A 24,887-nucleotide genomic window follows, 5' to 3' on the forward strand; every position below is an offset into this window, starting at 1 on the left:
TCAACAGCACGCTCTGGCAGGGGGATGTAGGTGTCCAGTGCATCGGCCAGCTTCATGATCGCGCCTTCGCCGAGCTCGCCCTTGTCGCCTTCCATGGCTAGCTTGGCGCTGCCGTGGATGATGGGGGTGTCGTCGCCTGGGAAGTCGTACTTGTCCAGCAGCTCGCGCACTTCCATTTCAACGAGTTCGAGCAGTTCGGCGTCGTCCACCATGTCGCACTTGTTCAGGAACACGATGATGTATGGCACGCCCACTTGGCGGGCCAACAGGATGTGTTCGCGGGTTTGGGGCATGGGGCCGTCAGCAGCCGAGCAGACCAAGATGGCGCCGTCCATTTGGGCTGCGCCGGTGATCATGTTCTTCACATAGTCGGCGTGGCCTGGGCAGTCCACGTGGGCGTAGTGGCGGTTGGCGGTTTCGTATTCGACGTGGGCGGTATTGATGGTAATACCGCGGGCCTTTTCTTCGGGCGCTGCGTCGATTTGGTCGTAGGCCTTGGCCGAACCGCCGAACTTGGCTGCCAGCACGGTGGTGATGGCGGCCGTCAGCGTGGTCTTGCCGTGGTCAACGTGACCGATCGTGCCCACGTTGACGTGGGGCTTGGTGCGCGTGAACTTTTCTTTTCCCATTTTTTCGACTCCGAAAAAAACAAACCAAATCAACCGAAATATTGGTGCCCATTCCGGGAATCGGACCCGGGACCTCTCCCTTACCAAGGGAGTGCTCTGCCACTGAGCCAAATGGGCATTTCAAGTTGCTACAAATTTATAGCAACCTAAACAAAACTTTCGCGCCGACGATCGCTTTTGGAGCGGGAGACGGGAATCGAACCCGCGTCATTAGCTTGGAAGGCTAGGGTTCTACCATTGAACTACTCCCGCATATGAAGTAAAAACTTCCATGCGAAACGCCGCCGCTAAATCCAAAAACGCGCATCAACACATCAAAAACTCACAGCTCGCAAGCAAGCCTGTCGCTGGTGGAGAGGGCTGGATTCGAACCAGCGTACTCGTAAGAGGGCAGATTTACAGTCTGCTGCCATTAACCACTCGGCCACCTCTCCGGCGAACTTCGAATTATAGCATCACAATGCTATTGCATTTTGTGCGTCTACGTTCGATAGCTTTCTATTATAGCGTGCTTTCTTGCCGGTGGGAGGGAGAGTAGAAATTCTGCTCAGTCCATGTTGCTCCAGCGAATGGGCCGGGAGCCATGTCCTACCAAAAAATCGTTGGCGGCTTGGAAGTGGCCGCAACCCACGAATGGTGTCGGCGGACGGTTGGCTGACAAGGGGGATGGATGGTTTGCCTGCAGTACCAGGATATTGCGATCGTGTGCAGCCGCCAGTTGCTGGATCATGGGGGCCTTGGCTTGGGCGTGGGCGCCCCACAGCATGAAAACGCAGATGTGCGCGGTTTGAGCTATTTGCGCAACGACGGCATCGCTGAGTGCTTCCCATCCTTTTTTGGCATGGCTGGCGGGGCGGCCGTCTTCTACCGTCAGGCAGGTATTGAGCAGCAGCACGCCCTGTTGTGCCCAGGATGTGAGCGATCCATTGGTGTCGGCTTGATGGGCCGGGCGCAATCCTTCTTGCTGCAGTTCTTTGAAGATATTGCGTAGTGAGGGTGGAGGCGCCACGCCTGGCGCAACAGAGAATGCCAATCCCTCGCCTTGCCCTGGGCCGTGGTAGGGGTCTTGGCCCAAGATGACTACGCGCACGGAGTGTAGCGGCGTCAGTCGGAGAGCCCGTAGAGGTTCGGGGGGGTAAATGGTCGCCCGCTCGCCTAGGCGCGTGGCGATAAATTGCGATAGCTGCTTACCCTGGGGGCTGGCCCCAAACTGCGTTACCGTGGTTTGCCAGTCGGGTGCCACGGCCCCTGGCTCTGGGGGCCACGTGCGTAAAGTGGGGATAGCGTCTGTTGCGTCAAGCAATGCAAGTTGTCGCGAGACTTGTGTTGGTGCGAGCATCCCGTGTGGTTTGGATGCCGTCAATTAGTCCAGTCCAAATAATTTGGACAAAGCGGCGCCGGGTTCTTCTGCGCGCATGAAGGCTTCGCCGACCAGGAATGCGTCCACTTTGGCTTCACGCATGCGCTGTACATCAGCAGGGGTCATGATGCCGCTTTCGGTGACCAGGATGCGATCGCCGGGCACGTCTTTGCGCAGTGCCAGTGTGGTTTCCACGCTGACCTCAAAGGTTCGCAGATTGCGGTTGTTCACTCCCACCAAGGGGGTCTTCAGTTTCAAGGCTCTTTGCAGCTCTGCTGCGTCGTGCACTTCCACCAGTACGGCCATGTCAAGGGTGCGGGCAATGGCTTCAAAATCGGCCATCTGTGCGTCGTCCAGGGCGGCTGCTATCAACAGGATGCAATCGGCCCCCATGGCACGCGACTCGTAAATTTGGTACGCGTCCACCATGAAATCCTTGCGCAGCACCGGCAGCTGGCAGGAGGCGCGCGCCTGCTTGAGGTAGTCGATCTGGCCCTGGAAAAACTGCTTATCGGTCAACACCGAAAGGCAGGCCGCTCCATGTTCCGCATAGCTCTGGGCGATGTCGGCTGGAATGAAGTCTGCGCGGATGACGCCTTTGGAAGGGCTGGCTTTTTTGATCTCGGCGATCACGGCGGCTTGACCTGCGGCAATTTTTGCCCGCATCGCACCCACGAAATCGCGGGTCAGAACGCGGGATTCGGCGTCGGCACGCATTTCCGGCAGAGGCTTGCGCTTGCTGGCTTGGGCGATTTCTTCGCGTTTGACGTCAATGATTTTTTGCAGGATGTCGGACATGGGGCGTAGGCGGGTTCAGATGGATCGACCTGCATTATCCCTCTACACCTTTCAGGGCAGTTCCACGCTGGGCATGCGGGCGACGATGGTGCCTGCACGGCTGCTCAGATAGCCGGAGTTGGGCAGTTTCTCGAAGTATTTGGGGCGCGGCAGCATCACGGCTAGGCGGGCCGCCTCAAATGCGCTCAGGCGCGCTGCTGGCTTGCGAAAGTAATGCTGGGCCGCGGCCTCCGCGCCAAATACGCCCTCACCCCATTCCACGTTGTTCAGGTAAATCTCCAGGATGCGCTGCTTGTCCAGCAGCAGCTCCAGCGCCATGGTCAGCACAAACTCTTGCCCCTTGCGCAGCAGGGTACGCTCGCCCGATAGCAGCAGGTTTTTGGCCAATTGCTGGGTGATGGTGGAGCCGCCGATGATTTTCGGAGCCCGCACCGGCGCCAGCGTCTTGGCTTTGGTGGGTGCTAATTTTGCGGCGCGCTCCTGGGCCTTCTCGTTTTTTTGCCAGGCTTTCTCCAAAGCCTCCCAGTCCACTCCGTCGTGATTGACGAAGGAGCCGTCTTCTGAGGCGATGACGGCACGCTTGAGGTTGTCGGAGATCTGCGCGTACGGCACCCACTGTTGCCTCCAGCGCAGTCCCGGGCTGTCGGGGCTGGTCAGCAGTCGCCAGGCTTCTGAACGTTCAAACGTGGTTGATTCAGGTGCAACAGCCACCATCATGGCAATACGACCGATAAAAAACAGCTGCAGTGCAAGTGTGGCAAAAGCCGCCAGCACGCACCAGCGCAATAGCGGGCGCATGGATCAGGCCAAGGTAGCGCGTAATTCGGCCAATACCTGGGCCGATGGTGGACGCACGCCGCGCCAGATCAGGAAGGCTTCTGCCGCCTGTTCCACCAGCATGCCCAGTCCGTCGCGCGGCACGGCCTGGTGTGCACGGGCCCAGTCCATGAAGCCCGCGGCGGCGGGGCCGTACATCATGTCCAGTGCCAGTGCGCCGGGCTTGAGTACTGCGGGCGATATCGGGACGCCGGCGCCGCTGAGGCTGCTGGCGGTCGCGTTGACCACCACGTCGAATGGACTCTGTACGTCGTGCAGTTCGCTGGCGTGCAATAGGGTCCCATGCTGCTGGGCCAGTGCCGTGTGGCGCGTCACCAGGTCGTCTGCCTTGGTCAGCGTGCGGTTGGCCACGGTGATGCTGCGTACCTTGGCTTCGATCATGGGGCCGATGACGCCGGCTGATGCGCCACCTGCACCTATGAGAAGTACATCTCGTCCCGCCAGGGCAAAGCCGGCATTGGATTGGATGTCATTGACCAGGCCGGCGCCGTCGGTGTTGTCGGCAAAAATGCCGTTCGGGCGCAGGTGCAGGGTGTTGCAGGCGCCTGCCAGTTGGGCCCGGGGCGTTTGCGTGGTGCTGATGCGTGCCGCGTCAAATTTGAACGGCACGGTGACGTTGCAGCCCAGACCGCCCTCGGCCCGAAAGGCGGCAACCGCTGCGTCAAAGCCATCCAGCGGGACCAGCTTTTTGCCGTACTGCAGGCTGTGGCCGGTCAATTCGGCGAAGCGGGCGTGGATCCAGGGAGACCGGCTGTGTTCCACCGGGTTACCCATTACGCAATACTGGTCCATGAAAAAGCTCTTTACAAAATAAGGGGAAATTCAGGGCGAAGCGCTGACCTTGGTTTCCAGCGTTTGGTCGCGGGTGAAGCGAAAGCGCGACACCACCACCAATTGGTCCACCTTGCTGCGCATTGCATCCGTAAAGGGGCCGAACGGGCCGGCGCTGCGCACAATGGCCTCGGCGCGGCGGTCCAGCACCCGGTTGCCCGAGCTTTCGGCAATCTGGGTGGCGAGCACCTGGCCATCAAAGTTGACGGTGACGATCATGGTGAGCGCGCCGTAGAGCTTCTTACCGCCGTATTCGGGGAAGTTCTCGGTGCCGCGGTCTTCCACCTTGTGGCGCAGGTTGTCGTAGTACACCGCGTACACCTCTTCCCGGGTGGAGGGGCTGACATAGCGGCGCTTGGGGCGCGAGTTTTCCTGGTTGATGCGGCGCTCGATTTCGGCCAGCAGGTTCAGCAACTGGCGGCGCTTTTCTTCCTGGGCCGTGGCCTCGGGCGCATTGCTGGCCAGCTTGGGGTCCGGCAGCGGCATGGTAGCCAGCTTTTGACTGACCTGCGCCAGCAGCATGGCTTGCTGCTGCTGCATGGCGTCCATCTTGCGCTGGGTTTCCTCCATGGTCTCGCCGATGTCGGTAAACGCCGAAGGCGGCAGCGGCGAGGTGGCGCGCCCCCTGTCGGCCTCGCCACCGCCGGCCAGCGAGGCCTGGGCGATAGCGGTGGCCTTGTCTGGCGGGGTTGTGGACTGGGCGTTGACCAGAATTACCTCCAGCGGCGTGTCCTGGAACACGCGGTTGAAGCTCTCGGGGTCTATGAAGCGCACCGTCAGCAGCACGGCGTGCAGTCCGATGGAGGCGCCCAGCGCCCACTGCAGAGTACTCAGATGGCGAATAGTGCTGAGGATGCGCAAGATCACGGTGTGGCGTCGGTGGCGGCGGGGGCCTCAGTTTCGTCGATATCGACAGCGATGGCGATAGGCCCGGCGCTGGGTTCGTCGTCTTCTTCGGTGTCGTCGGTCGGTGTTTCGGCCGGCGCATCCAACCGTTCCACGACGGTGCCGGCAATGTCCAGCGTGATTTCGTCGATCGCACCCAATTGCACCCGCACCTTGGCACCGCGCGGCAGGTCTTGCGTGCCCAGCACCGGCAGCACCAGGGGCAGGTTGTCGGCGCGCACCATGCCTTCTTTGAAGACGGTGCCGACGATGTCGCTGATGCTGTTTTGCTGCAGATACTTCAGCGTCCAGAAGCGTTCCATCGCACCCTGGTAGCCGTTGTAAGTGGCATACGCCGCGTCAAACATCGAGATGATGGAGAACAGGTCGGCATCCTTGGGCTTGAACGGTGCGGCCAGGGCGGCGGTCTTGCCGTGGCGGGCGCAGGCAATGATTTGCCACTGGTTGACCAGATCGGTGTAGCGGCGTAAGGGCGAGGTGCTCCAGGCATAGCTTTTCACGCCGATGCCGGCATGCGGCAGGGCCTTGGTGCCCATTCGCACCTTTACTCCCGGCAGCAAGCTCGCCTGGCTGCGGTAAATGCCGGGTACGCCGTTTTCGGCCATCCATTCGCCCCAGGTGCTGTTGGCCAGGATCATGGCCTCGGCCACGATCAGGTCCAGCGGTGCGCCGCGCTGGCGGGTGCTGATCTGCACCTGTTCGTTGCCACTGGGCTCCGCGCCGTCGTTGCCAACCAGCTTGAAGTTGTAGTCGGGCCGGTTGAAGTTCTCGGGCTTGCCGCGGGCGATCTCGCGCAGGCCTTTCAGGTGTTTGGCCAGGCGGTATAAAAATGATAGCTGCTCGCGCTGGATATCCGTGCGCTGCAGGCCGTTTTCATGCTCAAACGTGGAATCTTCCAGCCAGGCCTCGGTGACCACAGTATCGAGCTGGTCATGGCGTAGGTTGGCTGCGATGTGTACGCGCTCCAGCCGGGTTTCGCTGGCGGTGATCTCCAGCGTCGCCTCGTCCAGCGTTACATACAGCGACACGGCCGGGCAGTCGCGGCCTTCTTGCAGGGTGTAGTTTTGCACCACGGCGTCGGGCAGCATGGTCAGCTTGTAGCCCGGCATATAGACCGTGGACAGGCGGGAGCGCCCTAACTGGTCCACGGCGCTGCCCGGTGTGATGGCCAGGCCGGGCGCGGCGATGTGGATGCCGACCGTGACCGTGCCCGAGCCCAGGTTTTGCACTGACAGCGCATCGTCGATCTCGGTGGTTTGCGAGTCGTCGATGGAAAAGGCTTGCGCGGTGGACAGCGGTAGCTCGTCCTTGATTTGCGGCGCCTCCAGGGAGGGAAAACCCGTGCCTTTGGGGAAGTTCTCCAGCAAGAAGCGGCGCCAGTGGAACTGGTAGGGCGAGTCGATGGCGCCGGCATGTTGCAGCAGCACCAGCGGCGCTTTGTGCGTGGCGCGCGAGGCTTCGACCACGGCCTTGTATTCGGGGCCGTTTTTGTCCGGCTTGAAAAGAATCTTGTAAAGCTGTTCGCGCACGGCCGGTGGGCATTCGCCACGGCCCAGCTCTTCGGCCCAGGCGGCGATCTGTAACTGCAGCTGGGCTTTTTTCTCGATGGCGGCCAGTGCCAGCTGCAGGATGTCGGCTGGCGCCTTGCGGAAGCGGCCTTTGCCGGCACGGCGGAAATAGTGCGGCACCTCGAATAGGCGTAGCAGCATGGCGGTTTGCTGTTCCAGAGTGGCGTTGGCGCTGAAATAGTCGCGCGCCAGATCGGCAAAACCAAAGTCCTCCTCGGGGGCAAACTCCCAGGCCAGCTCCAGTTCAATGGTTTGGCTCAGCGCCTGGGCGTCGCGCAGCAAGATGGCGGGAGCCGGTTTGTCGAATTTCAGCAGCAGGTTGGCGGCCTTGACCTTGACCCGCTTGCCGCTGTCCAGCTCTACCTGGGCGGATGACTCCGCCTCAGACAGGATACGCCCGGCCATGAATTTTCCGGCTTCTTCAAATATTGCAAACATGGGATGAATTCTCCCATGCGGCGCGCCGGGGTCTGGCGAGTCGGCGGAAAGCGCTTGGTTTGGCGGTTTGGATATGTGGGGCTTAGCCGCTACGATCACAGCCTGTCGATGCGATTGTCCGCAGTTGACCTAATTGTGAAAACCCATGTCTACCCGATCTCCTGGTGAAATTGCACGCGAAACCCTGAAGCTGCTGACTACCCGTAAGCTGGTTCCTACGCCGGAAAACTACCAAGCGCTGTACCACGAGGTGGCTGGCACCATGGTGCCAGCCCATTTCCCCTACGAACCGCTGCGGCAGATTGCGGCCTCCCTGCCGGCCAGAAATCCGGGCCAGCAGCGCCAGTTGGGCTTGATGGAGTCCGCGATCGGCCAGCGTAGCTGGGACGGTGTGCACAACGCGCTGATGGCCTATGCCAACTTCGGCGTAGCCGCTTCCGACAGCCTGCAAAGTGGTCTGCCCTCGGGGCCAAACCTCAGCAACCCGGCGTTGACCCCCGAGTTTATGGAGCAGATTGCGCGCCTGATCGGCAATATGCTGCCGGCGCTGGGCGACGAGGACACCCGGTTTCTGGCGCAAACCGAGGAACTGTTGAACTTCATGCGCCAGCCGGTGCCCGATTTGCCCCGCACCAAGACCATGCTGGCCGATTTCAGCCACCGTTTGTCGTTTACGGCAGAGGACCAGGGCGAGATCAAAACCGTGCTGCTGCAGTTGCTGCACCTGGTATTTACCAATATTGGCGTGTTGTGCGTAGACGACCTGTGGCTGAAAGGGCAGATCGACGCCTTGATGGAGGCCTCCAAGCCGCCGTTGAGCTTGCGCCGGCTGGACGACGTGCAGCGTCGGCTGGTGGATGTGATCGCCAAGCAGTCCGAGGCCAAGGAGCGCGCCGTCGAAGCGCAACTGGAGATGCGTCAGCTGCTGGTGGCTTTTGTGGACCGCCTGTCCATCATGGGCGAGGCCAGTGGTGCCTACCAGAGCAAGATCGAGGAATGTGCCCGCCAGATAGAGCAGGCCCAGTCGATTGAAGAACTGAGCCCCGTGCTGCAGGCTGCGTTGGGGGCCACGCGCCATATGGCACACGATACCCAGGCGGCGCGCGACCAGCTACAGGCCATGCGGGACAAGACCGAAAAGGCCGAGGCCGAAATCTTCAAGCTGCACCAGGAGTTGGACCGCGTGAGCGTGCAGGCCCGACACGACCCGCTGACTGGCGCCCTGAACCGCCGCGGCCTGGACGAAGTCATCCAGCGCGAGATCGCCAACGCCCGGCGCAAAGGCACGCCGTTGTGCCTGGCTTTGCTGGACGTGGATAACTTCAAGAAGCTCAACGACGACCTCGGGCACGAGGCCGGTGACGAGGCGCTGAGCCATTTGGCCAAGGTGACGCGCGAATCCATGCGCCCACAGGACAGCCTGGCCCGTTTTGGCGGCGAAGAGTTCGTGATTGTGCTGCCGGACACCTTGCTCGACATGGGGGTTGTCGCCCTGACCCGGTTGCAGCGCGAGCTGACCAAGAAATTCTTTCTGCGTGAGAACCAGAAGGTGTTGATCACCTTCAGCGCTGGCGTGGCCCAACTGGCTGCCGACGAGGACGGCCAGGAATGCATCAAGCGTGCGGACAAGGCGATGTACCTAGCCAAGCGCACCGGCAAGAACCGGGTGTTGGGCGGCTAAGGCGCCTCAGCCGGCACCAGGGGTATACAGCCTGCGCCGATAATTGCGCCATGTCTGTTGTTTTTGAAAAACCACCCCTATGGCGGCGCATCGCCCCCATGTTCCGCGGCTTTGACGGGCCGCTGGCATTTGCTGTCTTCATGCTGGTGTGTGCCGGGTTGCTGACCATGTATTCGTCCGGCTACGACCATGGCGCCCGGTTCGTGGACCATGGTCGCAATATGCTGCTGGCGGGGGCTATTCTGTTTGTGGTGGCGCAGATTCCACCGCAGCGCCTCATGGCTTTTGCCGTGCCGCTCTATACAGTGGGCGTGGCCTTGCTGATTGCTGTGGCTATCTTCGGTATTACCAAGAAAGGCGCCCGGCGCTGGCTGAACGTGGGTATCACCATCCAACCCAGCGAGATTTTGAAGATCGCCATGCCCTTGATGCTGTCCTGGTGGTTCCAGCGGCGCGAGGGGCAGCTCCGTCCGCTGGACTTTCTGGTCGGCGGCGTGTTGCTGGCGGTGCCGGTGGGTCTGATCGTCAGGCAGCCCGACCTGGGCACCGCCATTTTGGTGATGACGACCGGTTTGTCGGTGCTGTTTTTTGCCGGTTTGAGCTGGAAGCTGATCGTGCCGCCGGTGCTTTTGGGCTTGGTCGGCGTTGGCCTGGTCGTGTGGAACGAGCCGGCACTGTGCGCCGATGGCGTGCGCTGGGTGGTGTTGCATGACTACCAGCAGCAGCGTATTTGCACCCTGATGGACCCGAGCCGCGATCCGCTGGGCAAGGGCTTCCACATCATCCAGGGCATGATCGCCATCGGCTCGGGCGGCGTGCTGGGCAAGGGCTTTATGCAGGGCACGCAAACCCATCTGGAATTCATCCCTGAGCGCACCACCGACTTCATCTTTGCCGCCTTTTCCGAAGAGTTCGGCCTGATCGGCAACCTGTTGCTGATTGCAGGCTTTCTGTTCCTGGTAATGCGGGGGCTGGTGATTGCGATGGACGCGCCCACCATGTTCTCGCGCTTGCTGGCGGGCAGCGTGACGCTGATCTTCTTCACCTATGCCTTCGTCAATATGGGCATGGTCAGCGGCATCCTGCCGGTGGTGGGCGTGCCCTTGCCCTTCATCAGCTATGGCGGCACCGCCATGGTGACTTTGGGCTTGGGCCTGGGCATTTTGATGTCCATCGCCAAGGCCCGGCGGCTGGTGTTGTCCTAGGCCGCGCCATGGGGATGCGCTGCGTCGTACGCGCAGCCCGGATCGCAGGCCTAAAATGCCTGCATGACCCTCCGTGAACCCACCCTCGAACGCCTCGCCATTGCCCAATCCCTGTTGCTGGACCCGTTCGGTCTGACGCCCGCGCACCTGAGCCGGGCGCTGGCCGAAATCACCGCGCACAAGGTGGACGACGCCGATCTGTACTTCCAGTACACCCGCAGCGAGGGCTGGAGCCTGGAGGAGGGCATCGTCAAAACCGGCTCCTTCAGCATCGACCAAGGCGTGGGCGTGCGCGCCGTCAGCGGCGAGAAAACCGCCTTCGCCTATTCCGACGACATCTCCGAAGCCTCGCTGCTGGATGCAGCCCGTACCGTACGGGCGATTTCGGCTGCAGCGCAGACAAAACGTACGAAGGTAGCTACGCAAAAGATAGCAAAAGGGCGCAGCCTTTATCCTGGTGTGGACCCGATTGCCTCGCTGGACAGCACGGCCAAGGTGAAGCTGCTGGAGCGGGTGGAAAAGCTGGCCCGTGCCAAAGACCCGCGCGTGGCGCAGGTCATGGCCGGCCTGGCCGCCGAATACGATGTGGTCATGGTCGCCCGTGCCGACGGCACGCTGGCCGCCGACGTGCGCCCGCTGGTGCGCCTGAGCGTCACGGTGATTGCCGAGGCTACGGTCAAAGGCGTGGTGCGCCGCGAAGTAGGTTCGGGTGGCGGTGGAGGCCGTTTCGGTCTGGCCTATTTTGACGACGCCATGATCAACCAATATGTGAACGACGCTGTGCATGCGGCGTTGACCAATCTGGAATCACGGCCTGCTCCGGCCGGCGTGATGACGGTGGTGCTGGGCTCCGGCTGGCCCGGCATCCTGCTGCACGAGGCTATCGGCCACGGGCTGGAAGGCGACTTCAACCGCAAGGGCTCCAGCGCATTCAGCGGTCGCATCGGCCAACGTGTTGCCGCCAAGGGTGTCACTGTGCTGGACGATGGCACCATTAAAGACCGCCGTGGCTCGTTGAATGTGGACGACGAAGGCCACGCCAGTCAACGCAATGTGTTGATTGAAGATGGCATCCTGAAGGGCTACATCCAGGACTCGATGAACGCCCGCCTAATGGGCGTCAAGCCCACCGGCAACGGCCGCCGCGAGAGCTATGCCCACATCCCCATGCCCCGCATGACCAACACCTATATGTTGGGTGGTGACAAGGAGCCAGCGGAAATCATCGCCAGCATCAAGAAGGGTCTGTATGCCAGCAACTTCGGTGGCGGCCAGGTGGACATCACCTCGGGCAAGTTCGTGTTCTCCGCCAGCGAAGCCTACTGGGTGGAAAACGGCAAGATTCTCTATCCAGTCAAGGGTGCGACCATCGTTGGCAGCGGCCCCGAATGCCTGAAAAAGGTCAGCATGATCGGCAACGATATGAAGCTGGACCCGGGCGTGGGTACCTGCGGCAAAGAAGGCCAGAGCGTGCCTGTGGGCGTGGGCCAACCCACCTTGCGCATCGACGGCCTGACGGTCGGCGGCACAGCCTGACCACGGCCCTAGGGTTTCGCCCCGGCATGTTATGCAAATGACTGTGGTACATTGATCCTCTATGCAAAAGCACGTGTTTGCCTTTTTTTACTTTTGGTTCTCGGTCCCCGGCGGATGAGAGGCTAAGCTGTAAAAACTGCAAGTCCTTCCTAAAAACCGCCGGAGTCCAAAACTCCGGCGGTTTTTTTTCGTTTGTTTGTTTCCCATATCCATCCTTACAGGAGTCACCCCATGAATGCGAAAACCTATCCCGCCAGCAGTGAAGCCTGGTATGCGAGCGTCGAAAAAACAAGCCAAACCGACGACGAACGTATTAAGGATATTTCCGTGCTACCACCTCCAGAACATCTGATCCGCTTCTTCCCCATCCGCGGTACCGCGGTGGAAACACTGATCACCGACACCCGCAAGAACATTCACAACATCATTTCCGGCACGGACGACCGCCTGCTGGTGGTGATCGGCCCTTGCTCCATCCACGACCCGGCCGCCGCGCTGGAATACGCCCGCCGTCTGCACGCCCAGCGCCTGAAATACGCCGACACGCTGGAAATCGTGATGCGTGTCTACTTCGAAAAACCACGTACCACCGTGGGCTGGAAGGGCCTGATCAACGACCCCTACCTGGACGAGAGCTACCGTATCGACGAAGGCCTGCGCATCGCACGCCAGCTGCTGATCGAGATTAACCGCCTGGGCTTGCCTGCTGGCAGCGAGTTCCTGGACGTGATTTCCCCTCAGTACATTGGCGACCTGATCTCCTGGGGCGCTATCGGTGCGCGCACCACTGAAAGCCAGGTGCACCGCGAGCTGGCTTCGGGCCTGTCGGCACCGATCGGCTTCAAGAACGGAACCGACGGCAATATCCGCATCGCCACCGACGCTATCCAGGCGGCAGCGCGCGGCCACCACTTCCTGTCCATTCACAAGAGCGGCCAGGTAGCCATCGTGCAAACCAATGGCAACAAGGACTGCCACGTGATCCTGCGCGGCGGCAAAACGCCTAACTACGATGCCGCCAGCGTGGCCGCTGCCTGCGCCGAATTGGCTGCCGCCCAGATGCCAGCCACCCTGATGGTGGATTGCAGCCATGCCAACAGCAGCAAGCAGCACGAGAAGCAAATCGATGTGGCACGCGATATCGCCGGCCAGGTGGCGGGCGGATCGCGCCAAGTCTTCGGTCTGATGGTGGAAAGCCATCTGCAGGAAGGTGCGCAGAAGTTCACCCCCGGTAAGACCGACCAGAAGACCCTGGAATACGGCCGCAGCATTACCGACGCCTGCCTGGGCTGGGAGCAGTCTCTGCAGACGCTGGAAATCCTGTCCGACGCGGTGAAGGCGCGCCGCGCACGCTGAGTTTTGCTAGCGCCAGGGGTTTAAGGAAAATAAGCCTCTGGCGCAGCTAGTACCTGCGCTGGCAGCTATTTATTTTGTAGCGCGTCCAGCAGCTTGGCGTGGATGCCGCCAAAGCCGCCATTGCTCATGCAAAGTATGTGGTCGCCAGGCTTGGCGGCTGCACATACCTGCTGCACCAGGGCGTCGATGTTGTCGGCGACCTGGGCCCGGGCGCCCATGGGTTCCAGGGCACTGCGTGCATCCCAGCCCAGCCCGCCCGTGTGGCAGAAGGCCAGGTCGGCTTCTTCCAGACTCCAGGGCAGCTGGGCCTTCATAGCGCCCAGCTTCATGGTGTTGCTGCGTGGCTCGAATACGGCCAGGATGCGCTGGCCCGGCGGCAGGCGCCGGCGCAGCCCGTCCACCGTGGTGCGGATGGCCGTGGGGTGGTGGGCGAAATCGTCGTAAACCGTGATACCGCGCACCGTGCCGCGCACTTCCATGCGCCGCTTTACATTCTGAAAACTGGCCAAGGCTTCGGCCGCTACGGCGGGCGTAACGCCCACATGGTCTGCTGCGGCAATGGCGGCCAGGGCATTGAGCTGGTTGTGTACGCCGCCCAGTGACCACTCAACAGTCGCAACCGGCTGGCCCTGTTGCAGTACATCGAAGTGGTGCGGCTCGCCACGCGCACTGAAGTCGCTGACCGCCGCGCCAAAGCTGCGTACCTCGCTCCAACAGCCCTGGTGCAACACGCGGGTCAGGCTTTCTTCCAGGCCGTTGCTCACCACACGCCCACTCGGCGGCACAGTGCGCAGCAGGTGGTGGAACTGGCGTTCGATGGCAGCCAGGTCGTCAAAGATGTCGGCGTGGTCGAACTCCAGGTTGTTCAGCACGGCAGTGCGTGGGCGGTAGTGCACAAACTTGCTGCGCTTGTCAAAGAAGGCAGTGTCGTATTCGTCGGCCTCGATGACAAAGGTTTTGCCGCTGCCCAGGCGGGCGGACACGCCGAAGTTCAGCGGCACGCCGCCCACCAGAAAGCCAGGGGCCAAGCCGGCGTGTTCCAGCACCCAGCTCAGCATGGCGGTGGTGGTAGTCTTGCCGTGCGTACCGGCTACGGCCAGCACGTGCCGGCCTTGCAGCACGTGTTCGGCCAGCCACTGCGGGCCGCTGGTATAGGGCAGGCCCGCGTCCAGGATAGCTTCCATCAGCGGAAATTTGGGGCTGCCGTCGGCCAGGCGGGCGCGTGACACCACGTTGCCGACCACAAACATATCGGGTTTGAGGGCCAATTGGTCTGCCGAAAAGCCTTCGATCAGGCCGATGTCCAGTGCGCGCAGCTGGTCGCTCATGGGAGGATAGACCCCAGCGTCGCAACCGGTAACCCGGTGCCCGGCTTCGCGCGCCAAAGCCGCCAGTCCGCCCATGAAAGTGCCGCAAATACCCAGAATATGAATGTGCATGGCGGGGATTTTAGGGGGCTGGGCGGCCCCCTTCGGGCTTTGGCAAAAGGTGCAAAATCCGGGTCATGCAAGCATTGACTTCTGAAATCGCGGCCACGGCCGCCCGTCTGGTGGTCGAGGAGGGGCTGGAGTACGGCCCCGCCAAGCGCCGTGCCGCATCCCAGTTGGGCGTGGGCCGTGCGCCCTTGCCCAGCAATGACGATCTGGAAGACGCCGTGCGCGAGTACATCGAGCTGTTTTGTGAAGACACCCAGCCTGTGGAGTTGCGGGCTTTGCGCGCGATGGCTTTGGTGTGGATGGAGCGCTTGGCCGCTTTCCGTCCCCATTTGTGTGGCTCGGTCTGGCACGGCACGGCGACCCGCTTGTCGGATATTTCCATCCAGCTGTTTTGCGATGACTCCAAATCAGCGGAGATTGCCCTGATCGACCACCGCGTGCCCTATACACCGGCGACAGTTACCGGTTTTCGGGGCGAGCCGGTCGAGGCCTTGAGTTTTGCCAGCCAGAGCCCTGAGCTGGGTTTGGCCGTAGGTGTGCATTTGATGGTGTACGACCTGGATGATTTGCGCGGCGCGCTGAAGCCGGATAGCAAGGGGCGTAGCCCGCGCGGCGATACCGAGGCCGTGCGTAACTTATTGATGGGGGCTGCATGAGTGCAGAAGTGTCAACACAGCAGCGCCGGCGGCTTGTCGGCGGCGTTGCCGCTGTGGCTGGCTTGGCGGGGGCTGGTCTGGCTTGGTGGAAGCACCAGCCGGAATCCGCATTGAACGAGGCTGAGCAGGCGCTATGGGGGCTGCGTTTCGATACGCCCTCCGGCGGGGGCTTGGATATGCAGGCATTGCGTGGCAAGCCGGTGCTGCTGAACTTCTGGGCGACCTGGTGCCCGCCCTGTGTAGAAGAGATGCCGCTGATTGACCGTTTTTTTAAGGAAAATGCGGCTAACGGTTGGCAAGTTGTGGGATTGGCCGTGGACCAACCAGGGGCTGTGCGGCAATTTTTGCAAAAAACCCCGGTCAGTTATCCTATTGGAATGGCCGGGTTGGGCGGTACGGAGCTGGGCCGGTCTTTGGGCAACCTGAGCGGTGGCCTGCCCTTTACACTGCTGCTGGGGGGCTCCGGTGCTGTGCTTCATCGTAAAATGGGTAAGCTAAGCCCCGCTGATTTGCAGCTGTGGGCCGGGTTGAAGTAGAGGCTTCAACCTTCATGCACGCCGTCTTTTTGAATAAATTTCAACCCGGCGTGTACATCGAAATCAAAGAAATAAGCGACTGTTCGATCAATTTGGGGTAGATTGCCTCATTTTCTTACGTCGTGGCTGGAGGTTTTATGGATTTGCGCAAACTCAAAACGTTGATCGACTTGGTGTCTGATTCCAATGTGTCAGAACTGGAGATTACCGAAGCCGAAGGCAAGGTTCGCATTGTCAAGGGTGGTGGTGCCATGGTGTACCAAGCAGCTCCCGTGATGATGGCGCCCGCGCATGCTGAAACGGCGGCCCCTGCTGCTCCCGTTGCGGTGGCTGCCGCACCGGTGGCTGAAGCAGCCACTGGCCACGTGGTGAAGTCGCCGATGGTGGGCACTTTCTATCGCTCTTCCAGCCCAGGTGCCAAGGCCTTTGTGGAAGTGGGTAGCCAGGTCAAGGAAGGCGACACCATCTGCATCATTGAAGCGATGAAGATTTTGAACGAAATCGAGGCGGATAAGGCCGGAACGGTGGTGCAGGTCTTGTGTGAAAACGGCCAGGCTGTGGAATACGGTCAGCCTTTGTACGTGATCGAGTGATCCCGCAGGATTTGGTAGAGCATGTTTAAAAAAATACTGGTTGCGAATCGCGGCGAAATTGCCCTACGTATCCAACGCGCGTGCCGCGAAATGGGTATCAAGGCGGTCATGGTGTACTCAGAAGCCGACCGTGACGCCAAGTACGTTAAGCTGGCCGACGAGGCTGTGTGCATTGGGCCAGCGGCTTCGGCCCTGAGCTATCTGAATATGCCAGCCCTGATTTCGGCGGCAGAAGTCACGGATGCCGAGGCTATTCACCCCGGCTATGGTTTTCTGAGTGAAAACGCTGATTTTGCGGAGCGCGTGGAAAAAAGCGGCTTCCAGTTCATCGGCCCAACCCCCGAAAACATCCGCACCATGGGTGACAAGGTGTCTGCCAAGCAGGCCATGATCAAGGCCGGTGTGCCTTGTGTGCCCGGCTCGGAAGGTGAGTTGCCGGATGATCCGGTCATTATTCGCCGTACTGCGAAAGCTGTGGGCTATCCGGTCATCATCAAGGCGGCGGGCGGCGGCGGTGGTCGTGGCATGCGTGTGGTTCACACCGAAGCGGCTTTGGTCAATGCCGTCCAGATGACCAAGGCGGAAGCCCTGGCTGCATTTGGCAATGGCGCTGTGTATATGGAGAAATACCTCCAGAACCCACGCCACATTGAAATCCAGATCCTGGCGGACAAGTTCAAGAATGCCGTCTACCTGGGCGAGCGCGACTGCTCCATGCAGCGCCGCCACCAAAAGGTACTGGAAGAAGCCCCAGCGCCTGGTATTCCACGCAAGCTGATCGAGCGTATCGGCGAGCGCTGCGTTGCTGCGTGCAAGAAGATAGGTTACCGCGGTGCGGGTACGTTCGAGTTTCTGTACGAAAACGGCGAGTTCTATTTCATTGAAATGAACACCCGGGTTCAGGTTGAGCATCCTGTGACCGAGATGATCACTGGCATCGATATTGTGCGCACCCAGATCATGGTGGCTGCCGGTGAGAAGCTGCCATTTGCCCAGCGCCAGATCGAAATCCGTGGACATGCGATCGAATGCCGTGTGAACGCGGAAGACCCTTACAAATTCATCCCATCTCCGGGACGAATTTCCATGTGGCATCCACCGGGTGGCCCGGGTGTTCGGGTGGATTCGCATGTTTATACGAATTACTACGTGCCACCGAACTACGACTCGATGGTTGGCAAGATCATTGTGCACGGCGACACCCGTGAGCAGGCTTTGGCCCGCATGCGTACGGCCTTGCTGGAGACGGTGGTCGAAGGGATCAATACCAATATCCCGTTGCATCGCGAGTTGATGGTGGATGCCAAGTTCATGGCCGGTGCCACCAATATCCATTACCTGGAAGAGTGGCTGTCTCAGCATAAACGGTAAGCGCCGATGTTTGAAATCAGTCTGATGTGCCCGCAAGACCGGGTGGAGATGCTCAGCGATGCGCTGGACGCTCTGGATGCCCTGAGCGTGAGCGTGGAAGATGCAGACGCGCAAACCGATGCCGAACAGGCGCTGTTTGGCGAACCCGGCATGCCGCCGCCGCAGGACGGTTGGCAGCGCTCCCGTATTCAGGCGTTGTTTGCTAACGAGGCTTTGGCGCGCGATGCTGCTGAAGTTTTGACGGCACAAGACTTTTTTGTCGATTGCAGCGTGCTGGGTGTGGCTGTCGTGCCCGAGCAGGATTGGGTTCGTGTGACGCAGTCGCAGTTTGCGCCGGTGGAGATTACACCTACGTTCTGGATTGTGCCTACTTGGCACGAGCCACCGGCACAGGCGACGCGTGTCATTCGTCTGGATCCGGGCTTGGCATTCGGTACGGGGACCCATCCCACAACCCGTATGTGCTTGCGCTGGATTGCGGGCCAGGAGGCGAGTCGCTTGGCTCGAGTGCTTGACTACGGTTGTGGTTCTGGCATTTTGGCTATTGGTGCAGCCAAGTTTGGTGCGGCAGAAATTGATGCCGTCGATATTGACGATGCAGCGGTGGAGTCCACGGTTCTCAATGCACATGCAAACCACGTGCAACTGCATGCTGGTTTGCCGGACCGCGCCAAGGGGCAGTACCAAACGGTGCTTGCCAATATCCTGGCAACGCCATTGAAGGTGCTTGCGCCCTTGCTGTGTTCCCATGTGGCACCGGGCGGCTCTTTGGTGCTCGCCGGCATTTTGGAGCGCCAGTCGGAAGAGCTGAAACAGGCTTATGCGCCCTGGGCGCAGCTGGACGTATCGGACCGGGAAGACGGTTGGGTGCTGATGACGGCAAGCTTGTAGCGCATGCTGCTGTTGGCTGGAACTGTAAAAGTCTATGGCCTTGATTACACGTTGTCCTGTCTGCGGTACCCAGTTCAAGGTTGTTCCTGACCAGCTCAGGATTTCCGAGGGCTGGGTGCGTTGTGGTCAATGTGCAGAGGTTTTTGATGCCTCCAGCGATCTTCAGCAAGGTGAGATGGCGATGCCAGGGACGGCGGTTTTAGGTGCTGCTGTCGCTCCCGTTCTTGATGTTGCACCTGTAGAAGGTGTGGCAGTAGATGCGGATCTACCCCATGCTCCGTACTTGAATCCTACTGAGCCTGAGTCGTTTACCAATTACCTGAATCAGGCATCGGTGTCGTCAGTGCTTCCCGTTCAGGAAGATGTCTTGCCCGAGGAGCCCGAAGAGGGGCCTGCGGCACCACTACTTCCTCCGGATATAGAGGCTGCTGGGGGGCAGGAGTCGGATGTTTTCCCGGTTGTCGACCAAGTTGACGTAAATGTGCTGCCTGAAGCGGAGCTTGAGGCGGAGCCTGAAGATGCGCCAGAGCTTGAAGAGCAGCCATTGTCTTCACCTGTGCTTTTTGCACCTGAACCCTCTGCAGAGTCATTGGCTGCAAATTACTCCTTTGCCCGGGCTCCAACTCCTCCAAGCGATGGTCAGACGCGGTTTGTACGCTGGGGCATCTTGTTGGGAGTGGGGTTGCTGGGCTTGCTGTTGGGCTTGCAGGTGCTGATGTACGGGCGGGACCGTATTGTTGCCAGTTGGTCGGTTACAAAACCCTGGTTTCAGTCTGCGTGTGGGTTGTTGGGATGCGAGGTGCAGGCGCTGCGACATATAGAGTCCATTGCCATCGATAGTTCATCGCTGAGTGTTGCGCGTAACGACGCTTACCATTTGAGCCTGGTGTTAAAAAATCATGCGATGGTTGATTTGGCGATGCCTGCACTGGAGTTTGTGCTGACGGATGGCGATGAACAGGCTTTGTTCCGTCGCGTGCTGTCGCCTTCGGATTTCGGCGGTGCATCCCGGCTGCTATTTGCTGGGCGAGAGTGGGCAACATCGGTCGACGTGCAGGTGTTGGACAATGCCATGAAGTCCCGTATCGTCGGCTACCGCTTGCTGGCGTTTTACCCCTGAAGTAAAAAAGGCCTGGCATCTTGCGATGCCAGGCCTGAGACGAACAAGTCTTGTTCGATCAGGGTTTGCTTGCGGTGGGAAACGGCCAAGCAGCTTGCGGATTGAGCGTGGTCTGTGCCGAAGATGCTGCGGGGGCAGGTGCAGGCTTCGCTGCAGGGGCCTTTGTAGCTTTTTTTGCTACCGTTTTCGTGGCCTTCTTGGCCGCAGGGGCTTTCTTGGCTACAACAGCTGCCTTCTTCGCAGGAGCGGCTTTCTTGGCAGGTGCTGCCTTCTTGGCTGCTGCCTTGGGTGCAGGAGCGGCCTTTTTTGCTGCTGCCTTTACGGGTGCTGCCTTCTTGGCTGCAGCCTTTGCGGGAGCGGCCTTGGCTGCTGGAGCCTTGACTGCAACTGCCTTTTTGGCGGGTGCGGCTTTCTTGGCTGGTGCAGCTTTCTTTGCTGGCGCGACAGCAGCTTTTTTGGCCGGAGCCGCTACTTTTTTCGCAGGCGCAGCCTTCTTGGCGGGCGCGGCAGCTTTCTTTGCTGGCGCAGCCTTCACAGGTGCCGCTTTCTTTGCAGCGGGCTTAGCAGCCGCTACTTTTTTGGCTGGTGCCGCTTTCACGGGAGCCGCTTTCTTTGCGGGAACAGCCTTTTTTGCGGCTGGTTTTTTTGCAGTTGCCATTATTTTCTCCTTGATCTGTTTACAAAGAGCACTTGCTGCCGGTTGGTTGGCATCAAGCGATGCATGGTGTTGGGCCAATGCCCAGCACCATGTACTCGGGAGCGCAAACATCTACTCGCCCATGGAGGTGAGTGGTGATTTGCGCATTGTTGGAAAGCATGGGGCAAGAAAAGCTTAATCCCAGGAGAGCGCACCGCCCGATTGGTATTCAATCACGCGGGTTTCAAAGAAATTGCGCTCTTTTTTGAGGTCGATCATTTCGCTCATCCATGGGAATGGATTTTCTTCGTGCGGGAAGCAGGCTTCCAAGCCGATCTGGGTCGCACGGCGGTTGGCGATGTAGCGCAGATAGCCTTTGAACATGGATGCGTTCATGCCTAGCACACCACGCGGCATGGTGTCTTCGGCGTACTGGTATTCCAGTTCGACGGCTTTCATGAACAGGTCTTTGATCTCGGTCTTGAACTCAGCAGTCCACAGGTGCGGATTCTCCAGCTTGAGTTGGTTGATCAAATCGATGCCAAAGTTGCAATGCATGGACTCGTCACGCAGGATGTATTGGTACTGCTCGGCTGCACCCGTCATCTTGTTCTGCCGACCCAAAGCCAGGATCTGGGTGAAGCCGACATAGAAGAACAGGCCTTCCATCAGGCATGCAAACACAATCAATGACTTCAGCAGGGTCTGGTCGTTCTCTGGAGTGCCCGTATGGAAATTCGGGTCCATGATCGCTTCAATGAAGGGGATCAGGAACTCGTCCTTGTTGCGAATGGATGCGACTTCGTTGTAGGCGTTGAAGATTTCGCTTTCATCCAGGCCCAGCGATTCCACGATGTACTGGTAGGCATGGGTATGGATGGCTTCTTCAAACGCCTGGCGCAACAGGAATTGGCGGCATTCGGGCGCCGTGATGTGGCGGTAGGTGCCCAGCACGATGTTGTTGGCAGCCAAAGAGTCGGCAGTGACAAAGAAGCCGAGGTTGCGCTTGACGATACGGCGTTCATCTTCTGTCAGGCCGTTGGGGTCTTTCCAGAGCGCGATGTCGCGGGTCATGTTGACCTCTTGCGGCATCCAGTGGTTGGCGCAGGAGGCCAGGTATTTCTCCCAGGCCCATTTGTATTTGAAAGGCACCAACTGGTTGACATCGGTCTGACCATTGATGATGCGTTTGTCGGCAGCATTTACGCGACGAGCAGCCGTAGCTTGTGCGGTGACGTGTGCTGCTGCTGTGGCCACAGTGGCCTGGGCGGCAACCGGTGTTGCAGCTGGTGCGGATGTAGGTGTAGCCGAAAAAACGGCGTGTGATGCCTCACGGTTGATGGGTAAACCGCTTTGCGCTGCAGATGGCGATGAGGGCGTGACTTCTTCGTCCCAGGTCAACATAAATTTTCCAATGCTAGGATTATGAGAGCAGCGTCACAAAATGAAAAGTGTTCATTTTCAACGCTGCTATTTTGTGCCGTTTGTGTTGCTCATGCGCATCGTGAAAACAAGGTTTCACGATGCGTGGCAAGCAGGCTTGGATTTATTGGCAGGCTTCGCAGCCTGGGTCGTCGATGGCGCAGAACTTGATATCGGTTGCAGGGCTGGTGGCCAGTGCATCGGCGTTGATTTGCTGGCGTGCTGCGACTGCGGCTGCATCGACCGCGCTCATGGTTTGCCCAGGAGCTTGACCTGACGAAACTGCATTCATGCGGCCTGCCGCCACAGTGGATTTCTCCACGTGGGTGGCACTGCGGGTACGCAGGTAGTAAGTCGTTTTCAGGCCGCGCGTCCATGCCAGCTTGTAGGTGTCGTCGAGCTTCTTGCCGGAGGCGCCTGCCATGTAGATGTTGAGCGACTGGGCCTGGTCTATCCATTTCTGGCGGCGTGACGCAGCTTCGACCAGCCAGGTGGTTTCCACTTCGAAGGCCGTGCGGTACAGCGCCTTGATTTCGTTTGGTACGCGGTCAATTGATTGCAGCGAACCGTCGAAGTGTTTCAGGTCCATCAGCATCACGTTGTCCCACAGGCCCAAGCGCTTCAGGTCATGTACCAGGTAGCTGTTGATGACGGTGAATTCGCCGGACAGATTGGACTTGACGGACAGGTTGCCAAAGCAGGGCTCGATAGATGCATCCACGCCGATGATGTTGGAAATCGTGGCCGTAGGGGCGATGGCGACGCAGTTGGAGTTACGCATGCCGTCGGCCTTGATTTTTTGGCGCAGCGCGTCCCAGTCCAGTGTTGCCGAACGGTCCACGTCTACGTAGCCGCCGCGGGCTTGGGCCAGCAGGTCCAGTGTGTCCAGTGGCAGGATGCCCTGGTCCCACAGGGAGCCCTTGTAGGTGGAGTATTGGCCGCGCTCTTTGGCCAGCTCGCTGGATGCCCAGTAGGCGTAGTAGCAGATGGCTTCCATCGATGTGTCTGCGAATGCCACAGCGCCTTCACTGGCATAGGCGATGCGCAGCGCGTACAGACTGTCTTGGAAGCCCATTAAGCCCAGGCCAACCGGGCGGTGGCGCATATTCGAGTCGCGGGCTTTTTTGACGGCGTAGTAGTTGATGTCGATCACGTTGTCGAGCATGCGCATGGCCGTGGAAATGGTCTTTTGCAGCTTGGCGTGGTCGAGTTGGCCGTTGGTGATGTGTTGGCGCAGATTGACCGACCCAAGGTTGCACACAGCGGTTTCGTCATCACTGGTGTTCAGCGTGATTTCTGTGCACAGATTGGATGAGTGCACCACACCGGCATGCTGCTGTGGGCTGCGCACATTGCAGGCATCCTTGAAGGTGATCCAGGGGTGGCCGGTTTCGAACAGCATGGTCAGCATCTTGCGCCACAGGTCGCTCGCTGGCAGGGTGCGCGAAGGCTTGATTTCACCGCGTTGGGCTTTGGCTTCGTAGGCGGTGTAAGCTTTTTCGAAATCGGCTCCGAACTTGTCGTGCAGGTCGGGCACGTTGGAGGGCGAGAACAGCGTCCAGCTGCCGCCTTCCATGACGCGGCGCATGAACAGATCCGGCACCCAGTTGGCGGTGTTCATGTCGTGGGTGCGGCGGCGGTCATCGCCGGTGTTCTTGCGCAGCTCCAGGAACTCTTCAATGTCCAGATGCCAGGTTTCCAGGTAGGTGCAGACCGCACCCTTGCGCTTGCCGCCTTGGTTCACCGCGACAGCGGTGTCGTTTACAACCTTCAGGAAGGGAACCACACCTTGCGATTCGCCATTCGTGCCTTTGATGTGGCTGCCCAGGGCGCGCACACGGGTCCAGTCGTTGCCCAGGCCGCCGGCAAATTTCGACAGCAGGGCGTTTTCCTTGATAGATTCGTAAATGCCGTCCAGATCGTCAGGCACGGTGGTCAGGTAGCAGGAGGACAGCTGGGGGCGCAGCGTGCCGCTGTTGAACAGCGTGGGCGTGCTGGACATGAAGTCAAACGCCGACATGACTTCGTAGAACTCGATGGCGCGGGCTTCGCGGTCGGTTTCGTTCAGGGCCAGGCCCATGGCTACGCGCATGAAGAAGGCCTGTGGCAGTTCGATGCGGGTCTTGCGGATGTGCAGGAAATAGCGGTCGTACAGGGTTTGTAGGCCCAGGTAGTCAAACTGCAGGTCGCGCTGGGGCTTGAGTGCCGCGCCGAGCTTTTGCAGGTCGAAGGTCAGCAGCTTGGCATCCAGCAGTTCAGCGTCCACACCCTTTTGGATATAGCTGGGGAAGTAGTTGGCGTATTCCTGTGCCAGTTCGGCTTGCGTGACGTCCTTGCCCAGTACTTCCTTGGCAATGGTGTGCAGCAGCAGGCGGGCGGTGGCGTAGGTGTAGTCGGGGTCTGTTTCGATCAGGGTACGGGCGGCCAGAATGGCGGCTTTGTAGACCTCTTCCATGGGCACGCCGTCGTACAGGTTGCGCATGGTTTCCGCGACGATGGGGGCGGCCGTCACTTCGCCACCCAGGTTGGCGCAGGCCTGTTCGATCAGTTGTTGCAAGCGTGCCGTGTCCAATGGCACGCGTCGGCCCGCGTCCAGCACATGCAGCACGGGGGCTGCTGGTGCCTGTTCAACGCTTTGTTTGGCCCGCTCTTGGGAATGGCGCTCGCGGTACAGCACATAGGCGCGCGCGACTTCATGGTGGCCGCCGCGCATGAGGCCTAGTTCCACATGGTCTTGCACGTCTTCGATATGGAAGGTACCGCCGCCTGGACGCGAGCGCACCAAGGCCCGAATCACGCCCTGCGTCAACGCGTCCACCACTTCGCGCACGCTGGCTGATGCTGCGCCTTGCGTGCCGTGCACGGCCAAGAAGGCTTTCATCATGGCGATGGCAATTTTGCCCGGCTCAAAAGGCACGACGGCGCCATTGCGGCGGATGACCTGGTAGTGGGCCAGCGTACCTTGCACTGCGGCGTCGCCATGGCTTGCGTCGTGGAGCGTGGAGTGTGGCTGGGGGACGGTAGACGGGGTGTTCAACGCGGTTTGCATAGCTTCCTTTGGACTTTTGGGACAGTATGAA

At 60.0% G+C, this 24,887-nt stretch carries 21 protein-coding genes and 3 tRNA genes; 10 read left to right on the plus strand and 14 right to left on the minus strand.

Annotated features, from left to right (window positions below; all coding sequences use genetic code 11):
- From AC07VY_RS19270 to AC07VY_RS19315, 10 genes are all read right to left on the minus strand, one after another.
- Positions 1-629, minus strand: a 629-nt coding sequence (locus AC07VY_RS19270; protein WP_495098965.1) for a GTP-binding protein, incomplete at its 3' end; no start/stop codon positions are given.
- Between the two features lie 42 nt (positions 630-671).
- A tRNA-Thr gene (locus tag AC07VY_RS19275) sits at positions 672-746 on the minus strand.
- 61 nt (positions 747-807) lie between these two features.
- A tRNA-Gly gene (locus tag AC07VY_RS19280) sits at positions 808-881 on the minus strand.
- A 96-nt stretch (positions 882-977) separates the two neighbouring features.
- Positions 978-1,063, minus strand: a tRNA-Tyr gene (locus tag AC07VY_RS19285).
- A 113-nt stretch (positions 1,064-1,176) separates the two neighbouring features.
- Positions 1,177-1,968, minus strand: a complete 792-nt coding sequence (locus AC07VY_RS19290) for a uracil-DNA glycosylase (protein WP_495098964.1) — start codon at positions 1,966-1,968, stop codon at positions 1,177-1,179.
- 24 nt (positions 1,969-1,992) lie between these two features.
- On the minus strand, positions 1,993-2,787 hold the full coding sequence (gene trpC / locus AC07VY_RS19295) for an indole-3-glycerol phosphate synthase TrpC (protein ID WP_495098963.1): 795 nt from the start codon (positions 2,785-2,787) through the stop codon (positions 1,993-1,995).
- A 51-nt stretch (positions 2,788-2,838) separates the two neighbouring features.
- On the minus strand, positions 2,839-3,585 hold the full coding sequence (locus AC07VY_RS19300) for a transglycosylase domain-containing protein (protein WP_495098962.1): 747 nt from the start codon (positions 3,583-3,585) through the stop codon (positions 2,839-2,841).
- A gap of 3 nt (positions 3,586-3,588) precedes the next feature.
- Entirely contained in the window at positions 3,589-4,416 is an 828-nt protein-coding gene (aroE, locus tag AC07VY_RS19305) for a shikimate dehydrogenase (RefSeq protein ID WP_495098961.1), read from the minus strand.
- Positions 4,417-4,446: 30 nt separating this feature from the next.
- The gene (locus AC07VY_RS19310; RefSeq protein ID WP_495098966.1) at positions 4,447-5,316 is read right to left on the minus strand and encodes an energy transducer TonB; all 870 of its coding nucleotides are present in this window, start codon (positions 5,314-5,316) and stop codon (positions 4,447-4,449) included.
- A gap of 2 nt (positions 5,317-5,318) precedes the next feature.
- On the minus strand, positions 5,319-7,367 hold the full coding sequence (locus AC07VY_RS19315; protein ID WP_495098960.1) for a ribonuclease catalytic domain-containing protein: 2,049 nt from the start codon (positions 7,365-7,367) through the stop codon (positions 5,319-5,321).
- Between the two features lie 145 nt (positions 7,368-7,512).
- Here AC07VY_RS19315 and AC07VY_RS19320 point away from each other — a divergent pair, with 145 nt between their 5' ends.
- The 4 genes from AC07VY_RS19320 to AC07VY_RS19335 all read left to right on the plus strand — a co-directional run bounded on the left by AC07VY_RS19320 (position 7,513) and on the right by AC07VY_RS19335 (position 13,145).
- Entirely contained in the window at positions 7,513-9,048 is a 1,536-nt protein-coding gene (locus AC07VY_RS19320) for a GGDEF domain-containing protein (RefSeq protein ID WP_495075102.1), read from the plus strand.
- A gap of 50 nt (positions 9,049-9,098) precedes the next feature.
- A complete protein-coding gene (rodA, locus tag AC07VY_RS19325; RefSeq protein WP_495098959.1) occupies positions 9,099-10,253 on the plus strand; it encodes a rod shape-determining protein RodA in 1,155 nt (384 codons plus the stop codon).
- 63 nt (positions 10,254-10,316) lie between these two features.
- A complete protein-coding gene (gene tldD, locus AC07VY_RS19330) occupies positions 10,317-11,789 on the plus strand; it encodes a metalloprotease TldD (RefSeq protein ID WP_495075104.1) in 1,473 nt (490 codons plus the stop codon).
- Between the two features lie 231 nt (positions 11,790-12,020).
- Entirely contained in the window at positions 12,021-13,145 is a 1,125-nt protein-coding gene (locus AC07VY_RS19335; protein ID WP_495098958.1) for a 3-deoxy-7-phosphoheptulonate synthase, read from the plus strand.
- Positions 13,146-13,210: 65 nt separating this feature from the next.
- On the opposite strand, the gene mpl is transcribed toward AC07VY_RS19335, so the two are convergent.
- Entirely contained in the window at positions 13,211-14,584 is a 1,374-nt protein-coding gene (mpl, locus tag AC07VY_RS19340; RefSeq protein ID WP_495098957.1) for a UDP-N-acetylmuramate:L-alanyl-gamma-D-glutamyl-meso-diaminopimelate ligase, read from the minus strand.
- 65 nt (positions 14,585-14,649) lie between these two features.
- Here mpl and AC07VY_RS19345 point away from each other — a divergent pair, with 65 nt between their 5' ends.
- The 6 genes from AC07VY_RS19345 to AC07VY_RS19370 all read left to right on the plus strand — a co-directional run bounded on the left by AC07VY_RS19345 (position 14,650) and on the right by AC07VY_RS19370 (position 19,748).
- Positions 14,650-15,237: a hypothetical protein gene (locus AC07VY_RS19345; RefSeq protein WP_495098956.1), complete on the plus strand. Its 588-nt coding sequence runs from the start codon at positions 14,650-14,652 to the stop codon at positions 15,235-15,237.
- Positions 15,234-15,773: a TlpA family protein disulfide reductase gene (locus AC07VY_RS19350; RefSeq protein ID WP_495098955.1), complete on the plus strand. Its 540-nt coding sequence runs from the start codon at positions 15,234-15,236 to the stop codon at positions 15,771-15,773. The genes AC07VY_RS19345 and AC07VY_RS19350 overlap by 4 nt, the downstream gene beginning before the upstream one ends.
- 137 nt (positions 15,774-15,910) lie before the next feature.
- Complete coding sequence (gene accB, locus AC07VY_RS19355) at positions 15,911-16,366, plus strand: acetyl-CoA carboxylase biotin carboxyl carrier protein (protein WP_495098954.1); 456 nt, start codon at positions 15,911-15,913, stop codon at positions 16,364-16,366.
- Positions 16,367-16,387: 21 nt separating this feature from the next.
- Positions 16,388-17,737, plus strand: coding sequence for an acetyl-CoA carboxylase biotin carboxylase subunit (gene accC, locus AC07VY_RS19360; RefSeq protein ID WP_495075110.1), 1,350 nt, complete (start codon positions 16,388-16,390; stop codon positions 17,735-17,737).
- 6 nt (positions 17,738-17,743) lie between these two features.
- Positions 17,744-18,628 carry a 50S ribosomal protein L11 methyltransferase gene (gene prmA / locus AC07VY_RS19365; protein ID WP_495098953.1) on the plus strand — a complete coding sequence of 295 codons (885 nt, stop codon included), beginning with the start codon at positions 17,744-17,746 and terminating at the stop codon, positions 18,626-18,628.
- Positions 18,629-18,662: 34 nt separating this feature from the next.
- Complete coding sequence (locus tag AC07VY_RS19370) at positions 18,663-19,748, plus strand: zinc-ribbon and DUF3426 domain-containing protein (protein WP_495098952.1); 1,086 nt, start codon at positions 18,663-18,665, stop codon at positions 19,746-19,748.
- Between the two features lie 58 nt (positions 19,749-19,806).
- Here AC07VY_RS19370 and AC07VY_RS19375 read toward each other — a convergent pair whose 3' ends face one another.
- From AC07VY_RS19375 to AC07VY_RS19385, 3 genes are all read right to left on the minus strand, one after another.
- Positions 19,807-20,406, minus strand: a complete 600-nt coding sequence (locus AC07VY_RS19375) for a histone (RefSeq protein ID WP_495075479.1) — start codon at positions 20,404-20,406, stop codon at positions 19,807-19,809.
- A 174-nt stretch (positions 20,407-20,580) separates the two neighbouring features.
- The gene (locus AC07VY_RS19380; protein ID WP_495075113.1) at positions 20,581-21,789 is read right to left on the minus strand and encodes a ribonucleotide-diphosphate reductase subunit beta; all 1,209 of its coding nucleotides are present in this window, start codon (positions 21,787-21,789) and stop codon (positions 20,581-20,583) included.
- 142 nt (positions 21,790-21,931) lie between these two features.
- Complete coding sequence (locus tag AC07VY_RS19385; protein ID WP_495098951.1) at positions 21,932-24,856, minus strand: ribonucleoside-diphosphate reductase subunit alpha; 2,925 nt, start codon at positions 24,854-24,856, stop codon at positions 21,932-21,934.
- Between the last annotated feature and the right edge of the window lie 31 nt (positions 24,857-24,887).

The sequence above is a fragment of the Rhodoferax sp. GW821-FHT02C08 genome, from assembly GCF_059421805.1.